General features: G+C 42.5%; 10 protein-coding genes. All 10 read left to right on the forward strand.

The annotated features are described in order from the left end of the window. Nucleotides 1-307: 307 nt before the first annotated feature. The 10 genes from D1164_RS00280 (at nt 308) to D1164_RS00325 (ending at nt 19095) form a co-directional block, all read left to right on the forward strand. Nucleotides 308-1075, forward strand: coding sequence for a PIG-L deacetylase family protein (locus D1164_RS00280; protein WP_119347934.1), 768 nt, complete (start codon nt 308-310; stop codon nt 1073-1075). A 119-nt stretch (nt 1076-1194) separates the two neighbouring features. Beyond that, a complete protein-coding gene (locus tag D1164_RS00285) occupies nt 1195-3081 on the forward strand; it encodes a metallophosphoesterase (protein ID WP_119347935.1) in 1887 nt (628 codons plus the stop codon). Nucleotides 3082-3362: 281 nt separating this feature from the next. After that, a complete protein-coding gene (locus D1164_RS00290) occupies nt 3363-5033 on the forward strand; it encodes a hypothetical protein (protein WP_119347936.1) in 1671 nt (556 codons plus the stop codon). A 3-nt stretch (nt 5034-5036) separates the two neighbouring features. Then, nucleotides 5037-7313 (forward strand): DUF4091 domain-containing protein, encoded by a 2277-nt coding sequence (locus tag D1164_RS00295; protein WP_119347937.1) that lies wholly within the window; start codon nt 5037-5039, stop codon nt 7311-7313. Between the two features lie 5 nt (nt 7314-7318). After that, nucleotides 7319-9829 (forward strand): glycoside hydrolase family 95 protein, encoded by a 2511-nt coding sequence (locus tag D1164_RS00300; protein ID WP_119347938.1) that lies wholly within the window; start codon nt 7319-7321, stop codon nt 9827-9829. Between the two features lie 13 nt (nt 9830-9842). Then, on the forward strand, nt 9843-10862 hold the full coding sequence (locus tag D1164_RS00305) for an alpha/beta hydrolase family protein (protein WP_119347939.1): 1020 nt from the start codon (nt 9843-9845) through the stop codon (nt 10860-10862). Between the two features lie 27 nt (nt 10863-10889). Further along, on the forward strand, nt 10890-11990 hold the full coding sequence (locus tag D1164_RS00310; protein ID WP_119347940.1) for an acyltransferase family protein: 1101 nt from the start codon (nt 10890-10892) through the stop codon (nt 11988-11990). Between the two features lie 83 nt (nt 11991-12073). Beyond that, entirely contained in the window at nt 12074-13246 is a 1173-nt protein-coding gene (locus D1164_RS00315; protein WP_119347941.1) for an FN3 domain-containing metallophosphoesterase family protein, read from the forward strand. Nucleotides 13247-13501: 255 nt separating this feature from the next. Then, a complete protein-coding gene (locus D1164_RS00320) occupies nt 13502-16252 on the forward strand; it encodes a glycosyl hydrolase family 95 catalytic domain-containing protein (RefSeq protein ID WP_119347942.1) in 2751 nt (916 codons plus the stop codon). 182 nt (nt 16253-16434) lie between these two features. Next, nucleotides 16435-19095: a hypothetical protein gene (locus tag D1164_RS00325; RefSeq protein ID WP_119347943.1), complete on the forward strand. Its 2661-nt coding sequence runs from the start codon at nt 16435-16437 to the stop codon at nt 19093-19095. Nucleotides 19096-19143 lie beyond the last annotated feature (48 nt).

Consider the following 19143-nt stretch of genomic DNA (forward strand, 5'->3'; position numbering starts at 1 on the left):
AGAGTAATAGAGAGTACATTTTATATTTTTAAGGGCTAACGTGATATCATTTTGCGTTAGCCCATTTATTACGGCCTCGTTTTTTGCTTAAAAGATCTTTTGAAAAAATGATTTTGGTTTATGAAATTAATATGTGTGTAAAGAGGAAATAATATTCAAAAAAAACAGTTTAATAATTAAGCGAAATATAATGAAATAAACATGAAGTTTTGTTGTTTCGATTTTCTCCGAAAAATGACTTATATTTATGTGAATTACTGAAGGTATTCAGGCCTTTTGAATATTCTGAAATCAAAAAAATAAACAGATGAAAAAAGTTTCCCGTCGTGATTTGCTGAAGGCTTCAATCCCAACAGCAGCTTGTTCTTTGTTGGGGGTGCCAATAATGAGTACAACAAATGAAGACAGTAAAATGAAACCGTTGAAAAAGCTGAAAGTGGTTGTGTTTGGAGCCCATCCAGATGATCCGGAAACCGGATGTGGCGGGGTAATGGCGCAATTGGCAAACGAAGGGCACGAAGTAATCGCTGCATACCTCACGCGGGGCGAAGCGGGTATCAGCGGGAAAACGCACGATGAAGCGGCTGCAATTCGAACGGAAGAAGCGTTAAAAGCATGCAGGATTTTAAATGCCACACCAAAGTTTTTGGGGCAGATTGATGGTGATTGTGAGGTCACCAAAGAACATTATAATACGATTCATTATTTTCTGAAAGAAGAAGACCCGGATATTATTTTTAACCATTGGCCTGTCGACACGCATCGCGACCACCGCGTTTGTTCCATTCTTGTTTATGATGCATGGCTCAATTTAGGTAAAAAGCAGGCGATGTATTATTATGAAGTGATGTCGGGATGGCAGTCACAAAATTTTATGCCTACAAATTATGTGGATATTACTCCGGTTATAAAGCAAAAGCACAATGCATGTTTTATTCATAAAAGCCAGAAAATTGAAGATGATTATCCGGCATACCATGGTAAAATGGAAGTATTCCGCGGAATGGAATTTAATACTTCGTATGCCGAGGCATTTATAAGGCATGTTCATAATCAAAGAGGACGTATTATTTAATGGGCTTCATTTTATGTTCGGTTTTTATGTATTGATTTGATGATAAAGTACAATAACCCGTATGTATTTCAAGCTGAACTGTACCCGTTCAACGTGAATCTGAAAAGATTAATATTATTATGAAGAAATTTTTTTACACCATTTTTTTTATTGGATTTTTTTTGCTGCCAACTGCCTATCTGTTTGGGCAACAGGACAAGTCACTGGATTTTGTAGTGGAACCATACCTGACAGACATATCTGACTCCTCGTTTCGGGTATTATGGGAGACAACATTACCTGCAAAAGGAGAAGTGCACTTGATTAAGACCGAACCTTTTTTATTGAATCCGGACATGAAAATTGTGGCCCGGGAAAATGAATCTGCACTTTTTCATAAGCTTACTGTAAGCGGGCTAAATAGAAGTGATTTATATTACTACCAGGTAATAAGTATTGGCGAGAGCGGAGATACATTGAGAGGACGGCTTACACCACTATCCATTCCTGACTATAACCATTCTGCTGTTTCTTTTTCTGTTGTTGGCGATACCCAGGGGAACCCGGTAGTTTGGAAGAAAATTTCAGAACTCATGGCCGAAGAAACACCGCACTTTATTGTCCATGTTGGCGACCTGGTACAATATGGCCCTAATAAAGACGATTGGACTGATGAATTCTTCCGGCCGGCAAAAACATTGCTTAGTTATACCCCTTTGTATCCTGCGAGCGGGAATCACGAGATGAATGATGAAAAATTGTACCAATATTTTGATCTTCCATACGATAACGCTTTTTATACGGTAAAAAAAGGAGATATAATTTTTATTTTTGTAGATACTAACAAAGATATTTTGGTTGGATCTGAACAATACAATGAACTAAAAAATGTGTTGGCTTCATCTAAAGAAACCTGGAAAATTGTGATTCACCATCATCCGGTATTTACATCCCATAAATTTTCGTACAGGAGTTCTTTGATGGCAGCTCCCACCAAAGGCGATCCTAATATATTGCACCTGAAAGATCTTTATGAAACATATTGTGTTGACCTGACCCTGGCAGGGCATGTGCATAATTACGAAAGGACCTGGCCAATTCGTGAAAACCAAATTAACGAGGAAGAAGGTGTTACCCATATCATAACCGGCGGCGGTGGCGGCGATTTTATAAAAACACCAAACGACAGAAACTGGTTTTCGGTAGAAGCAAAAAATATTCATCATTTCCTGAATGTCAGGGTATGGAAAAATAAGCTGCATGTGGAAGCAATTGATACCACGGGCTGTGTTTTCGATATCTGGGAAAAGGAAAAAGAACCTTCACAGGTAAATCTTATTGCTCCCCTGTTAGGTGCCGAAAAAAGTTATTTTATCGATTCTACTTCACTTTCCATTGTAAATAAAAATGAAACAGGCAGCATTAATTACCGGTTAAACGATGGACAATACCAGACTGAGGCGGCTAACGAAAAACTATTTGTGTTGAAAAATACGACAACTGTATCGTCGTTCATTAACAGTGTTAACGGGAGAAGCAGGGAATCGGTTAAAACCGTAGTCAGGCTTCCGTTAATGGTAAAACAAAAACCGGCAGGAGACAAAATAAAGGCGGATTATTACGAAGGGATTTTTACTTTACTGCCGGATTTTGATTCGCTGAAACCTGTTCGTTCATTTTCTCTTCATTCGCTATCGTTAACAGAAATTCAACCCCGTATAAAGGATCATTTTGCCGTGCGGTTTAAAGGAACCTTATATATTCCTGAAACCGGTGTGTATCGTTTTTTTCTGGAGTCGTTCGACGGAAGCCGGTTAATTATTGACGGAAAGGAAATAATTAATAATGACGGGGTACACTACGAAATTTTTATGGAAAATTATGCCGCATTGGAAAAAGGCGCTCATCACTTCGAAGTTCAGTATTTCGATTTTAAAAGAAGAGAGACTTTAAATTTACTGATAGGGGAAGAAGGTGGGGAAATGTTTAATATCAACGAATTTATAAGTCCGGGAAAAGGAAAGTAATGGGTATTTAAAGAATACCCGGTGCAGTGGATAGTTTTATGTAAATTGTATTAATCCTCCCTTTTTTTCATACAAAGCGGCAGAACGGTTAGTTACGTGTAATGCTAAATGGGAGGGACAGGTCAAATGCTTTTTTGCTTTTTGTTGTGAATCAGGGAGAAGAACGATAAAAACGGAAGTGGTTGAAACAGGAAGCGGGAAATACTTTGTGACTACTTTTATAGATACTTTAAAGAATAAATGCCTGTAGCCTTATGGGCATTATAAACTAAAAAAGGAATATGACAACAATAAAAAATAGAGACAAAATTATCTTATCCATATTATTACTGATTTTGGGGATTCATGTTAAAGCGCAACAAGTTGATTCAATATGCGGGCGGGAGGTTGTATACGACGAGTCGGGTGAGATTTTGAGCTGGTATATGCCCGGTATTCCCGGTGCTGGTTACAGTCATGTTGTAAAGCTTGCCTCCGAATTTTTATTGGACATGCCCATTGAACCCCAGACCGGGCTGCCTATGTATTTTGTTACCTGCTGTTTTAAAGGCCCTCACATGACCCCCGATAAAAATTTTGTTGCGCGGCGCTGGATACATAATCCTGCCTGTGTTTTTGCCGGGTCGGTGCAAAGTTTTGCGGTTCAGTATTATGCGTATTCAGGAGATGCGCGGTTTATCGGTTTGGTAAGGGAGATGTTGGATTACCAGCTTGAACATGGAACAACCCCGGGGAATTACCGTTGGCCCAATGTGCCCTACGCCAGTTCCAATCCTTTTGAAACGGAATACTATGGAGCTACCTGGTGGCAGGGTAAAAGAGGGGATGGCTATAACAATATTGAACCCGATAAAGTGGGAGAACTGGGCTACGCGTATCTTCGTTTTTTTCAGGTGACCGGTGAACAGAAATACCTGGATGCCGCCGTTTCCTGCGCGGATGCATTGGCTGCAAATATCAGGGAAATTGAGGCGGTTGATTCGGATCAGGAGAACTATGAAGTACGAATTGGCAGGTCGCCCTGGCCGTTTAGGGTGAATGCGCTCACCGGCGAAGTATTTGACCAGTATAGTTCCAATGTACTGGAACCAGTAAAGTTGATGCGGGAATTGATCCGGATAAAAGATCGGATTAATCTTCCGGAACAAAAAAGCATACAATACAACGATGCAGTAGAAATTGCATGGAACTGGTTGTTTGGAAAAAACGGACCGCTTCGCACTTTTACATGGAATGGTTATTTTGAAGATGTTGATTATGATCCAAGCCTTGCAAACCGGGTGCAAATTACTCCTGTTGAATTGGCAAAATATCTGGCTGAAAATCCACAATTTGATGATAAAAGGGATATTCATATTCCGGCACTTTTATACTATGCAGTATCGGCATTTAAAACCGAAGGAATGGATGCCATGAATGAGCAGTTGTGGTGTTACCGTCCGATGGGAAGTCATTCTGCCCGATATGCATCGGCGTGTGCCCTTTGGTACGAAAAAACTGCTAACGAGTGGTTTAAAGACCAGGCATTTCGTTACCTGAACACAGCCACATATATGACTTACGACAATGGAGTGGTAGCCGTTGGGCCCGATTATCTGGCTACCTGGTTTTCGGATGGGTACAGCGATTATGTGCGCCATTTTATTGATGTTTTGGCTGCCGTCCCGGAATGGGCTCCTGCGAACGAAAATCATTTGTTGCGCTCGTCATCTGTAGTCCAAAGTATTGAGTACGACGATGAGAAGATTGGGTATTCAACCTACGATGGTCAATCAACCCAGAAATTCAGGTTAATAAGTAAGCCCTCTAAAATAATGGTGGGTGATAGAAAAATAAAAGAAAGCTCCTCGTTGCTGCAAGAGGGCTGGACCTGGGAAAAACTAAATAAAGGGGGAGTGTTAACCATCCACTCTTCTGATGAAAATTCGAAAACAAAAACGATTATTTTTTAAAACATGATACGAGCTTTTTTACTTATTTGTGTTGTTTTTACGTTTGTTTTGTCAGCTGGAGCCAATGGTTTATTAGTGGAGAACACCCCGGAGTGTAAAATATGGTGGGCAGTAAATACCAGTAAAATAATGCGCGATGCTCCTGTCCCGGACCAAAAAGGGAAAATTCAAATTCAGGCGGCACGTAATGAATATGAAGGATTTCAGGTGGTTTTATCTCCTCTGGTTGAATTTAAAAATATTTCCGTATCAATAACTGATTTTACGCAGAAGGGAGATGAGGTGATACCTGCTGCCAATATAAAAATCAGGCAGGTAGAATATGTTCATGTTACCAAACCATCAGGGAAGTACCATAAGACAGGCTGGTATCCCGACCCGCTACCATTGTACGAAAAACCATTCGATGCCAAAGCAGAAACAAATACTCCCTTGTGGTTTACGGTAAAAGTACCTGAGAATGCAACACCCGGAATCTACAAAGCAGTTATAAAATTTGCTACTGCCAATTGGGAGGCTTCCATTCCCGTTGAGCTTAAAGTATGGGATTTCTCAATGCCTGAAGTTCCTCATATCCGTTCTGCTTTTAATCTGTATTCAGGATTGATTCACCAGTATCACAATCTGGAAACCAAAGAAGAATTAAAACAGGTACTCGACCTCTATTATCAGAGTTTTAAAGAGTACCGGATTTCTCCGCAGGAAATATTCGACCAGTATCCGATCTCGAAAAGTGTGAAAGGTGTAAAATGGGCAGGAGGTACCTTCGATCCTGATACTGTGTTCGAAGGAAGGTATTCGTATCAGGTAAACGACAATAGTGTTCGTGCGAATATCGAAGGCCGGGCCAAAGAACTGATTGAAGTTACCCCCGAAAAACCTTATTTATTAAAGTGGTGGGCGAAAACATTGGAGGATGGTCAAAAGTATTTTGTTTCCGTAAAAAGTTATGACGCCAATAAAGAACAAATTCATTGGCATCTTCAGGGAACTATTTACGACGGAAGTGTAAGCTGGAAACAAGATAGCCTTCTGCTCGATCCGGAAAATCCAATTCTGGTGGACCGATTGATAGCTTGCCGCCCAATCCCTGCAGAGGCAAAGTATGTTAGCGTTCAGTTTTATCCGGTTGTTCCGTTTACACGAGGCGAATTAACAGGAGTTTTCTGGATGGATAATTTAAGTTTTACCGATGTTCAAACCGGAGAAAATCTTTTACCGCATGGCGATTTTGAACAGAATATGGATGAATTAGACCTGGAGATTGATTTTACCGAGTTCAATTATGCCGCTCATAAATACCTTGACGGCTACGGGTTTACCGGTTTCAGGTTTAAGGTGCCGGAGTTAAGGGAAGGAGCTTATTATGGCCGAAAAGCCGGCTGGTTTGGCGGTTTTGTTAACGGAACCGACGAGTATAAAAAACTAATATCCCGTTATTTGGGCGCCTTTCAGCAAAACCTGGAGAAAAATGGTTGGCTCGGAAAAGAATACCTGTATTGGGTTGATGAACCCAAACACGAAGATTACGAGTTTGTGCGGGAGGGGATGAAAACAATTCATGCTGCTGCTCCCAAATTAAAACGTTTTATTACTGAAAATAATCCGGGCCCGGAGATTATGGATGTCACCGATATCGGGTGCCCGGTCTTAATCCAGTTCAATCCTGAAAAATCGAAGAAATGGATGGAACAGGGGCGCGAAATGTGGTCGTATTTGATGTGTTGGCCTAAAGATCCGCATGTAAACCTGTTTATCGATGCGGACGCTATTAATATGCGAATGTGGTTGTGGATGTCGTATCGTTACAACTTAACCGGAATTTTAGTCTGGTCGGCTAATGTTTGGAATGCTGAAGGTTGTTCTCCTCCAGGCATCTTACAAAATATTTGGGAAGACCCGATGACTTACAAAGACAGTTACGGTGCTCCGGTTGGCGGAGGAATGGAGTTTGGTAATGGAGATGGAATGTTCTTTTATCCTCCTAACCGGGATCCCAATAACGATAAAACAAAATATTTAAGAGGTCCTGTTCCATCGGTTCGACTGGAAATATTACGTGAAGGAATAGACGATTACGATTACATGATGATGTTGGAAAAGTATGTTGAGTCGGCTTCTCCAAATCAAAAAGGGTTGGTAAAAAAAGCCAGGCAGCTACTTCATTTTGGAGATGAAGTTTTTACCAGCGACCGGGTATACACAAAGAACCCGGAGGTTTTAATGAATTACAGAAAACAGATGGGAGAGTTATTGGAGAAGTTTAGTAGTGCGAAGTAGGAATTATGAAAATAGTTATCGCCATCATATTTATCATTTTAGCCAATCCGTTTTGGGCAAGAGCTCAAGAATCAAACGATTTGAAACTATGGTACGACAAACCTGCGGTGCAGTTTACCGAAGCACTTCCGGTTGGTAACGGCCGTTTGGGGGCAATGGTTTTTGGACAAACCGGAAAAGAGCGGATTTTGCTGAATGAAAATACCCTTTGGTCCGGACGCCCGCACCATGCTGATAATCCCAAAGCGCAGGAAACCAACCGGAAAGCCCAGGCTTTAATTTTTGAGGGTAAATATGACGAAGCAAACAAAATTTGCAATGATATTCTTTCGCTGACCGAAAAGAATTTCCTAAGTTTCGGATCTTACCAGTTACTTGGTAATCTCTGGCTCGACTTTACACAGGTAAAGGAGTACCGCACGCTGGCCCCGATCGAATATTGTGGTACCGCGTACCGGAATGAGTTGGATTTGGATAAAGGGATGGTGCAGACCAGTTATTATACCGCACCAAAAACTGAATATGTGCGGGAGGTCTTTGCCTCTGAAGCAAATCAGGTAATTGTTGTAAGGATTACGGGCAGTCAACCGGGCAGTATCGATTTAAAAGTATCCATGGACCGTCCCGGCAGGGTGGAAGAAGAACTTCCCCGCCGGGAAAGACGTAATTGCTCCGGTCATACGGCATACAACCAGGCCTTTGTCGAAAACGGTTTGGACCTTGTAATGATTGGGTGGCCCGATAATGGGAAAGGAGAAAAGTGGCTGAAATACGTAGCCAGGGCAAGGGTGCTGGCAGACGGTGGCAAAATCAGTTCTTCTGAGACAAGTATTACGATAGAGGGCGCAGACACCGTAACTTTATACATTAGCGGAGCGACCAGTTACAAGGAAAGGATGAATCAGTTTCTCGGTACTCCGGATGCTGAGACAGAAGATCCGGAAGTTTCCTGCAAAAGGCACTTGGACAAGGTTGTGGCAATGAACTATGAAGACATTCGTAAGGAGCATATCGCAACGCATCAGGAGTTATTCCGGCGGGCGAGTATTAACCTGGGAAAAACAGAGCCTTTGCTTTCTTCTCTTCCAACCGGTATGAGGTTAAAAGAATACCGGAAAGATTACAGGGACCCGGAACTGGAAGCATTGTTTTTTCAACTGGGGCGTTACCTGATGATTAGCGGTTCCCGCGCAGGGGAGTTGCCCATGAACCTCCAGGGATTGTGGTGCCAGGATTTGGATGCCCCCTGGCAGGCAGATTACCATCTCGACGCCAACCTCCAGATGAATTACTGGGCGGCAGATGTTGTAAATCTTTCAGAATGTTTTGAACCGCTTGAAAGTTACACCAGGTTGCTCAGCCAGACTTGTTCCGTAACGGCAAAAGAAACATACGGCTGCCGGGGCTGGGTGGGGCATACACTGGCCAGTGCCTGGGGATTTTCTGAACCGCACCGCTATACCAGTTACGGATTGTTTTCAGGCGGAGGGGCATGGCTGTGCCAGAATTTATGGGACCATTATGCTTTTAATCTCGACAAGGATTACCTGAAACGTATTTATCCCATATTAAAAGGAGCAGTGTTGTTTTACATGGATTACATGGTGGAACATCCGGAATATGGTTACCTCGTTACCTGCCCGGCCAATTCCCCGGAAAACAATTTTATGCCCTTCCCGGATAAACCGGAAAAGTATGCAAATACAGCCGGACCTGCCATGGATACACAAATTGTAAGGGAGTTGCTTCGAAATACAATGGCAGCCAGCCGCATTTTGAATGTGGACAAAGATTTCCGTAAGGAAATGATTCAAATGGAAAAACAGCTTGCACCGGATTTAATTGGCAGGCACGGGCAAATTCAGGAGTGGCTGGAAGATTATAAAGAGCACGATGTTAGCCACCGCCATATTTCCCATTTATTTGCCTTGTATCCCGGAACCCAGTTTACGTACAACGATTCGCCAGAGTTGATGGAGGCGGCCACAGTAACCTTAAACCGCAGATACTCCCAACCGGAAGATATGTACTGGGGGGCAGCAGCGGCTTGGGGTGTTGCCTGTCGGGCACGGCTTCAGCAGGGCGATAAAGCACATGCAAAACTTAGCAAAGACGTTATCGGAATTAGTTGGGATAACCTGTTGGGAAGATGCGTTAACTTTTTCCAGATTGATGCTAACCTTGCCGGTACAGCAGCTATCGCTGAAATGCTTTTACAAAGTCATGATGGTACGATTCATTTATTGCCGTCACTCCCTGCGGCCTGGGAGGAAGGAAAAGTAACAGGATTAAAAGCCCGTAAGGGTTTTACCGTTGACATAGAATGGAAAAACGGGCAATTGGTTCGTGCCACAATAACTTCCAAACTGGGAGGCAACTGCCAAATCCGCACGAACAAGCCTGTTACAGTAACAAATACTGAAGTGGGCAATTCAAGGGAAGACAATGATTTTATCCGGACCAATTTCGAAACAGAGAAGGGAAAAACGTATATTTTAACAGGAATAACTCATTAAATGAAAAACAACTATGAAAAAAAGCAGCTGGTATGTAATACTAATCGTTTGTATTGTGGTCATTAGTGGAATATTTGTTTGGCGAAATGAAACAGGCCGGTCACTGGTGAAGAAACAGACAGAGGCTGTTATTAAGTTTGATGATACCCGGGATCTTGACTGGGGCGATGATTTTAAGGTAGTTGAAATCAAGTCTTATCCGGATGGATATATCCATAAAGCCTATTTTTATCCTGCCAAATCAAAAGAGCCCAGGCCCCTGATTGTTAGTTTGCATACCTGGAGCGGTGACTTTACCCAGCAAGACTCCATCGCCAATCATTGTCTGCTAAATGACATCAATTATATCCATCCCGATTTCAGGGGGGCAAACCATACAAAAGATGCATGCTGCAGTTGTTTGGCCCTGGAGGATATTGATGATGCAATAACCTATGCCATTGAAAATGGGAATGTAGACCCGGAACAGGTATACGTTTTGGGAGTGAGTGGCGGAGGCTATGCAACATTGAGTTGTTTTATGAAATCAAAACATAAAATCCGGAAGTTCAGCTCGTGGGTTCCCATCTCTGACTTAATTGCCTGGTATCACGAAAGCCGGATTCGGGAGAATAAATATGCAGATGATATTCTGGGATGCACCCATTCGGAAAACGGAGTGTTAAACGAACAGGTTGCCATAGAAAAATCTCCCATCTATTGGGAAACGCCTGTGGAAAAATTATCCGGTTCTGAATTAAGTATTTATGCCGGAGTATACGATGGGATACAGGGGAGTGTGCCCATAACCCATTCCATTAATTTTTACAATAAAGTTTTGTCGGATTTGTCGGTACAGGATTCTTCCAAATATGTTTCGGATAAGGAAAAGCTGTTGTTGCTCGAACACCCTAAATCGCTGGGAGAGTTTGGGGAAATTGGAGATCGTAATATCTTCCTGAAAAAAGAATACAAGAATATAAAACTTGTCATTTTTAAAGGAAGGCATGAAATGTTGACCGGGTTTGCTTTTAATGATTTGATCGATAACTAATTATAAAAAACTTAAAACAAAAATCAAATGGTTGGACACAAAAATTCACAGGAAAGGCTACTGTCGCTTGATTTTTTCAGGGGGCTTACCATGTTTTTATTAATAGCAGAATTTACCCGTTTGTTCTGGTATATGCATGTTCCTGAACTGGAAGGTACGTTAGTTTATTTTTTAGGAAATCAGTTGCGTCACCATCCCTGGCATGGACTGCATGCGTGGGATTTGGTTCAGCCCTTTTTCATGTTTATTGTAGGAGTGGCCATGCCTCTTTCGTATGCTAAAAGGATAAAAAGAGGCGAAACACACGCCAAGGTTTTTAAACATATAGCAATCCGTTCGCTTTTGCTTCTTCTTTTGGGCTGGTTTTTGGCATGTATATCTTCCGGAAAGATTGTTTTCTTTTTTCAAAATGTACTTGCCCAGCTATCGGTAACCATATTTCTCTCCTTTTTGATTATGAGGAAGAAGCCACTTTATCAGTTATTAATATCATTTGGTTTACTGGCTGTTACCGAACTTATATATCGTACTTTTTGGGTTGAAGGGTTCAACCAGCCCTTTACTCCGGATCAAAACTTCGGCGCCTGGGTAGATTTGCTGATTTCCGGAAAATTGTCTGGTGGACACTGGGTATCGGTTAATGCTATTCCCACAACAGCCCACACCATTTGGGGCGTTTTGGCAGGTAAACTGTTGATGAGCGAAAAATCCCATAAATATAAATTGCAAATTTTATTAGCAGCGGGAATTGCCGGATTGATTATTGGCTATGGGTTAGATCCTGTAACCCCAATAATTAAAAGAATTTCAACCACTTCTTTTGTTTTTGCCAGTGGCGGATGGACCTTCCTTGCCCTCGCATTTTCTTTCTGGCTAATTGACATGATGAAGGTAAAAAAAGGGGTTAAGTTTTTTGCTATTGTGGGAATGAATCCCCTTTTTATTTACTTGTTTGCCCATGTAGGAGGAGCACAGCTTGTAAGGCAGGTTGTATTTCCGGTTGCCTATTCCGGGTTTAGCTGGGCGGGTGAGCTCACCGTTAATATTGTTGCCAGTACCATGGCACTTATGGGGTTGTGGTACATCTGCTACTGGATGTATAAACGCAGAATTTTTATAAAAATCTAAACGGCATTTACGCTCCTGTTATACATGCGGGGAATGGAATTTTTATAGGAGCTAAATAAAAGTTTTTAAAAAAGAATAAACCAATGACGAATTTGAAAGTATGTGCCGGTATTGTTTTATTGTTGCTGGGAACGCAGGTAATCCGGGCGGAGGAAAATAAAAGTGTAACCATTAACCACGGACCTTATCTGCAGAATGTTTCGCAAAATACAATAAGTGTCGTATTTTCCACGGATGCACTGGTTGTTCCCGGGGTTATGTTGTACGGGAAGGGGGAGAAGCCAGTGGTCATTAAAAACAGTCATTACGGACTGATTGATGTGGGCGAAGGCATCCATAAAGTGGAAATTTCGGGATTGAAACCGGGAACAAGTTATAGTTACAAAGTATTTGGTATTGAGGTGGTGGATTACCAGCCTTATAAATGTGTGTTTGGAGACACGGTGTATTCTGCTTTAGGCACGTTCAAAACGGTTGAACCGGATAAGGAAGGAATTAAGTTTACTGTATTTAATGATGTCCACGATAAGGCCTGGAAAATAGGAAAATACCTGGATCATAACGCTATTGACGAACAGGATTTTTATATTTTGAATGGCGATATTTTGGGGCACATTGATGAAGAAGCACAGATGTATAGCAGTTTTATCGATACCTGCGTCAGTCGTTTTGCTCAAAACATTCCATTCTTTTATGTTCGGGGTAACCATGAAACCCGAGGGGCTTATGCCCGGGAACTCAAAAAATTCCTGGTTCTTGACAATGATTCTTACTATTATGCTTTTTCCCGGGGCCCGGCAAGGTTTGTTGTATTGGACGGCGGTGAAGATAAACCCGACGACAATATCGAATATTCGGGGCTGGCAGATTTCGATGCCTTCCGGGAAAAACAACTGGAATGGTTGAAAAGGGAAATAGCCGGCCGGGAGTTTCTGGATGCCGAAGTGAAAATCGTAGTTATTCACATGCCCATAATTGAAAATAAGGAGAACTGGTACGGAATGGCGCAACTGGCTGAACATTATGGCCCGGTGCTGCGCGATGCTGGTATCGATCTGATGATTAGCGGGCATACTCATACCAACGAATGGATTGATTCCAAAAAATCAGGATTTGGTTATCCGGTGATAATTTGCTCGCATGAAGATTTTCTGGAGGTGGAACTGGACGCAACGATGATAAAATGTGAGGTTAAAGGGATGGATGGAAAGGTAGTCCAATCGCAACATATTTCATTGCAGGCATCTGAAAAATGAAACGAATAGAATTCAAATAGCTAAACAAAGACCGAAGCATGGAGGTAAATAATTGTGAGACAAAACGTTTTCTGCTCAAATATTAAAAGTGCAGGCGCGCCCCTGTTGAGTTAGGAATGGATGAAATCTGCGAACGTTTTTGTAAGATATTCAGGAGAGAGATAATTACACGCTTGTCTTAGGCCTGAAAGAATGAAGTTTTCCATGGCAAGCTAAAAATGTAAAATGATAGTTACCCATTAATAAGCTGAAAATATGGTACTCAAGAACGGCGATAATTTGAATGAGAATATTACTGTAAATTGTTCTGGCAGAGGTTCAGGAGCAAAATGTTTTTTTCTTCTGATTTTCAGTCTGATCATAACTTCTGTTATAGCTCAAATACCCGCAAGTACAGAACAGAACAACATTGCTTTTGATGGAAAAGGACTTAGCATAGACCGGCAGGCTTTTTTATCCCAGCACGATATTGTGTATTTGTCACCTGCAACTGAAGGGTATGAAGGTTTCCCGATTGGCAATGGTGACCTGGGGGCTATGAGCTGGACCCCTGTCGACAAAATCCATTTTCAAATCAACAAAACCAATACCTGGGATGATGCCCCTGAGGGGATGTTCAGTCCGTGGGAGGATCGAAATAACCCGGAAAAATCGGAGAAGTTCACCTCGTTGCGAAGTTGCGGGCAGTTGATGATAGAACCAGGTTTGCCGGGGTTCGACTGGATGTACCTGGAAGATTTTGAAGGACGCCTCTCCCTGTCTGATGCGCAGGCAACATGGAAAGCAGAAGGACCACTCGGCAATATCCGGTGCCGTTCGTTTGTTGCCGGCGGAGATTTACCGGTTATGGTGGTCCATTACGAAGATGAGTTGAGTGACCCCGTTGAACGACGGGTAAAACTGGCACGCTGGGGAAGTAGGGTATTTGAACACTGGTACCAGTTTTTCCGGCGTGACTTTCATCTGGGAAACGAAGGAACAGAGGTGGGAACCGAAGGTGACGAAACCTGGATCGTACAGCCAACCCGCAGCCTTACGTTTGCCATGGCAGCCAAACTTGTGGGGCCGGGAGTAAATGCGCAACGGTTTAACAGTCATGAAGCAGGGTATATCCTGAACACAGGGAAACGTTGTTCTTTTAACGTATTTATTTCGGTGGTGACCAGCGAAGAGGCTGATGACCCCCTGGCAAAAGCCCGCGAAAATGTGCGGGCAGCAGCAGAAGCCGGCATCGATAAAATTTACGAAGCGCATAAACAGCGGTGGGCTGATTTTTGGTCAAAAAGTTTTGTCGATATACCAGACGATTACATTGAGAATCTTTGGTACATGAATTTGTATCAAATTGGCTCGTCAGCCAAGGGCGATTATCCCCCGCATTTTATCAATAGCATCTGGTCGTGGAACCGTGACGTACGCCCCTGGAACCATTATTACCAATGGAACCAGCAAATCTATACCTGGCCGCTTCATGCTTCAGGTCACCCTGAACTGATGATGCCCTACGCCAAATGGAAACGCGAGGGGCTGGAAAAGGCAATGGAAACAGCCAAACTGGCCCATGGTATTGATGGCGCTTTTTATAGCGATGTCTCCGACCGGCGGGGAAACCAGGGAGTCGGAGAGGGCGCATCTGAGGTGAGCAACAGTTTTGGCTCGTCAGGGCTAATGGCAATGGATCTCTGGCGGCACTACCAATATACTCTTGATGAAGCGTATCTGGAAGAATACGCATATCCGGTCATGCGGGAAGTGGTGCGTTTATATACCAATATCCTTCAAAAAGAAGACGACGGAATGTATCATATTCCCGAAGCATTGCCATTTGAATCTCCCAAAGACCGCCTGAGCAAGAATACGACCAACGATTTGGCGTCTGTAAAAAATTTGTTCCCTGCCTTTATCGAAACGGCAAAAAAATATAAGCAGGACAAGGAACTACGCATTAAAGCACAGGAGATACTTGATAACCTGGCCCCTTTTGTTTTAACAACGATTCCGGAAGAGGCAAAACCCTGGGGGCCTGTAAATGTGGGGGATACCATTATTGCCTACGGTACACGCCTGAGAACAGGAGAACCGGGGGAACCCTGGGTTACGCGTCCCTATTGGTTACCCAATGCCCCGATAGAAATGCCCTGTAGTTTTCACCCGATAAATGCCCAACTCACACCGGTCTTTCCTGCAAACCTGGTCACGCTCGATGATGAAGGGACGAAGCTTTTTGATGCGTGCCGGAATATGGCTTTAAGCTTTGACCCATTGCCCAATAACGGGCACTCGCTTATTCCTATAAGTTATGCCCGTCTGGGAATGAGCGAATTTCTTCCGGACCTTCTGGCACGCTGGGTGGATGAATTCCAGCTTTTTTCGCAGGGGCACTTTTGTTACTTTAAACGGGACTTTATAGACTACTTTGAAAAAGGGATGCACGATGAATTGTACAGTTCAGCCGAACATACAATCAGGGGACTGACCAATAATGTCCGCGTGATGTTCAGTGACCCGGAAGAAAAAATCGGGCTGCTGCGGCAACCCTTTGCCCACATGGCGCTGGAACCGGGTTCCGTTCTTGAAGCCACAATAAATGAGATGTTACTGCATAGTCACAGTGGAAAAATTCGTGTGTTTCCTGCCGTACCCGACGATTGGGCGAGCTGTTTTAAGTTGCATGCCCGGGGAGGTTTTGAGGTAACCTCCGAACAGGCAGAGGGAGAGGTTAAATACATCGCAGTAAAAAGTTTGAAAGGACAACCTTGTCGTATTGTTAATCCCTGGGAAGATGGCGGGGAGATACGTGTAAGAGAAGCGGATTCAGCAAAGAATCTGCTGAAAGCGACGAATGAAAAGGAATTCGCTTTTAAAACGGAACCTGGGATGACTTACGTTATTGAACGTGTGAATAAGCCGGTTTCTTCATTTGACCTTCAGGTTATCAGTGGAGTAAAAAACAGGGATGCCAAGATAAAAGGACGTGCGCGGATTGGTATTCCACGGCAATTTTAGATAAAGGAGTTTGAAGGGAGCAGGAAATGAGCATAAATGAATTCCAGCATAATATTATATATCAGTCGAAATAATTAATTCCGATGGCTGTCGGGTGTTGCAAAATACATCCGGTTGGAAATCAAATTAAAATGTGAGTGTATATACGAAGATTATAGAACCTTAATTGAAAATTTATACTGATGAAACGATTATTTCCCGGAATTACGGTTTTTGTTGCGGCCATCTTCATTCAGTCTGCAACTTTTGGACAAGGACTATCAGGTTTTAATGTTAAATCAATTGATTCAGAAAAATCGGTAATTACTCAAACCGAGCATTTTAATGGTTATACAAATCATTGGCAAGACAATTATACCGAATGGCACCGGTACGGGAATATGTTTAAAATGGGTATGCCGGAGTTGGAACCAACCGTGTTGCAAAGTAAGGTAGATATTGCTGAGGATATGGGAATTCCCGGTTTATTAATGCAGGAGGGATTTATTTCAACCCTGTTTTCCCATTCTTACAAAACGGTTAAATATCCTTCTGCTGACGAATTGGGTAAAATCATAGGAGAAGGGAATACGCTTGTAATTACCGACCCCTCGTCAGAGGCGGGGAAGCTTTTAGAAAGTAAAGCCTTACATGTTTTTGAATGGAAAAACAGAATACAAAGTCACCAGTTTGATGCGATAGATTATGAAGAAGTAAAAGCTTTTTATCTGGTGAATGATAACAATTTCCTGTTTGTTATTTCTTCTTCTGCAAAAGAACAGGCAGAGCAATTATTGGCGTTAATTGAGAATACCCGGTCATTGTTGGATAAATACAAATTAGCTAAGGGCTGGTTTGGTGTTTCTTCAATGCTTAAAAGTGTTACCTGTGAAGCAGGACATCCGCTGGAACTGATTGGCAAAGGTTTGAATGAAGGTGTTTCCTGGTTTATTTTCGACGGGTATATGGATTTTATGGCAAAAGATGAAATAGCAAATTGGGTCGAAGAGGTCGATCTGCCTGTTGTTACGGATGCCGGTTTTTCTCCGGTTTATGGCTGCGAAAATTACGATGGATTGCAGGTGCAGAATATGGCAACGAAAGATGCCTGGATAAAATATGCACACGAAAGAGGAGGCTATGCTTTCCGTCCTGTTTACGACCCTTCGTCCGACGGGCTTCAATATGACGGATATATTGTGCATGAAGGCAATAAAGAACAAATTGATAATGAAGATGTACCATTTGTAAATAAAACCGGTTACCTGAGTGGGAACCTGACATCCTCCATGGTTTTATTTATAGAAAAGGAAAAACCATTGTCCCGGGAATCGGTTTGGGAAGCCATATTGAACAGGCAGGAAGTTGCGGTGCTTGAAAAAGCGAATATGCTGGGGCCCGCTGAGTTTAGAAATGCCCTGCAGTTGCTGTATTTAGACAGGTATTTTCTTGAAAACTATTTTGGCGACAGGCTCAATATGGAAGCTAGGCTGGAAGGCTATGATTTAGTCGTAACATTAAAAAATTATACATCTGCTTCCATTTCCGGGAAGATAAATGTAGGTGTTTCTTCGGCTTTAAAGGTTGGAGATAATCCGGGAACTATTGTTTTAGACAGAAATGAAGAGAAGCAGATAAGGATTCCTTTAATGCCAAACAAGGAAGCGATGGGGAGAACGAACCCGGTTGCAGTGAAATTTTCCTGGGATGAAAAAGAAAAAAGTACGTTAACAATGTTGGATTTGCCTCCGGTTGCCTCAATTCATCAGCTGCTGTATGCACATGCGCCCAATGTACATTTTCCTGTAACTGTTCATAATTATACTGATAAAGAATCATTTCCGGTGGAAATTAAAGTATTCGAAAAAGAAAATAGGAAAAAGGCAGTTTACGAACTAACTGAAACATGTAAAATACCAACAGCTTCATTTAAGGATATGGCTTTTGATTTAAAGCTGGAACCCGGGAAATATCTGGTTGAAGTAAGCGCTTTAGGATGTTCGTACGAAAGCCAGTTGGGTGTGGGAAAGGCAGAGGGGAGGCCATATGTATATGAGATGGATTTGAATAGTGACGGGATCAATGAATACCGGATGGAAAATGATTCGGTGCAGATTACCCTGCTCCGGACGGGGGCCCGCGTCATTGAATACATTGTAAAAAGCAAAAACGACAATGTTCTGTTTAAAGCCTGGCCGGAAAAAACAATTAACCATAAAAGAGCATTCAGGGAGAGAGGTTATTATCCATACGGTGGATTTGAAGATTTTTTGGGGCAGGCAAGTATGGAAACACACCGGATTTATGATGCAAGGATTATTCGTGAAGAAGGGGATTATGTTCGTGTGGAAATGGAAACAGACTATTTCGGAAACAGGCTAAAGAAAATTTTTACACTGTATGGAAACTCACCACTACTGGAAGTAAGGTTTGCTTTAACCTTTAAAAATCCTGAAGCTAATGTGCTGGGGCCTCAACCCATTCTTGAAATAGGTGAAACTCATGGTACGGAGGATGTATTTACCGTTCCTGAGATGGATGGAAATAAAGAATACAGAATGAGGCCCGAAGAGTATTACGGGATGGCATTCAATATCCGGGAAGGGTGGAATGCCGGTTATGATACCCGGGAAGATATTACGTTTGTGGGCGCATTCCCTGTTAAGCAGCCCCTATTCCTGCACATGTGGATGAACCATCCCCGAAATGGTGACGCTCCGCACTATTATATGGAATTTCAACCCTGGACACCCATCATTCAAAAAAGTACCATGCATTTTTCCTACTATCTGTGGGGAAGTAGCGGAGGCTTACAAAATAGTTTGGACGCGCTGAGAGAAAAGAATTTAATAACTACCCGTTAGGTTGCAGTCATTTTTGTCCGGGCCGGAGGGTATAAATAACAAAAAGCA

Origin of the sequence: Mariniphaga sediminis, assembly GCF_003573545.1 — a bacterium.
In the GTDB taxonomy this organism is placed as follows: domain Bacteria; phylum Bacteroidota; class Bacteroidia; order Bacteroidales; family Prolixibacteraceae; genus Mariniphaga; species Mariniphaga sediminis.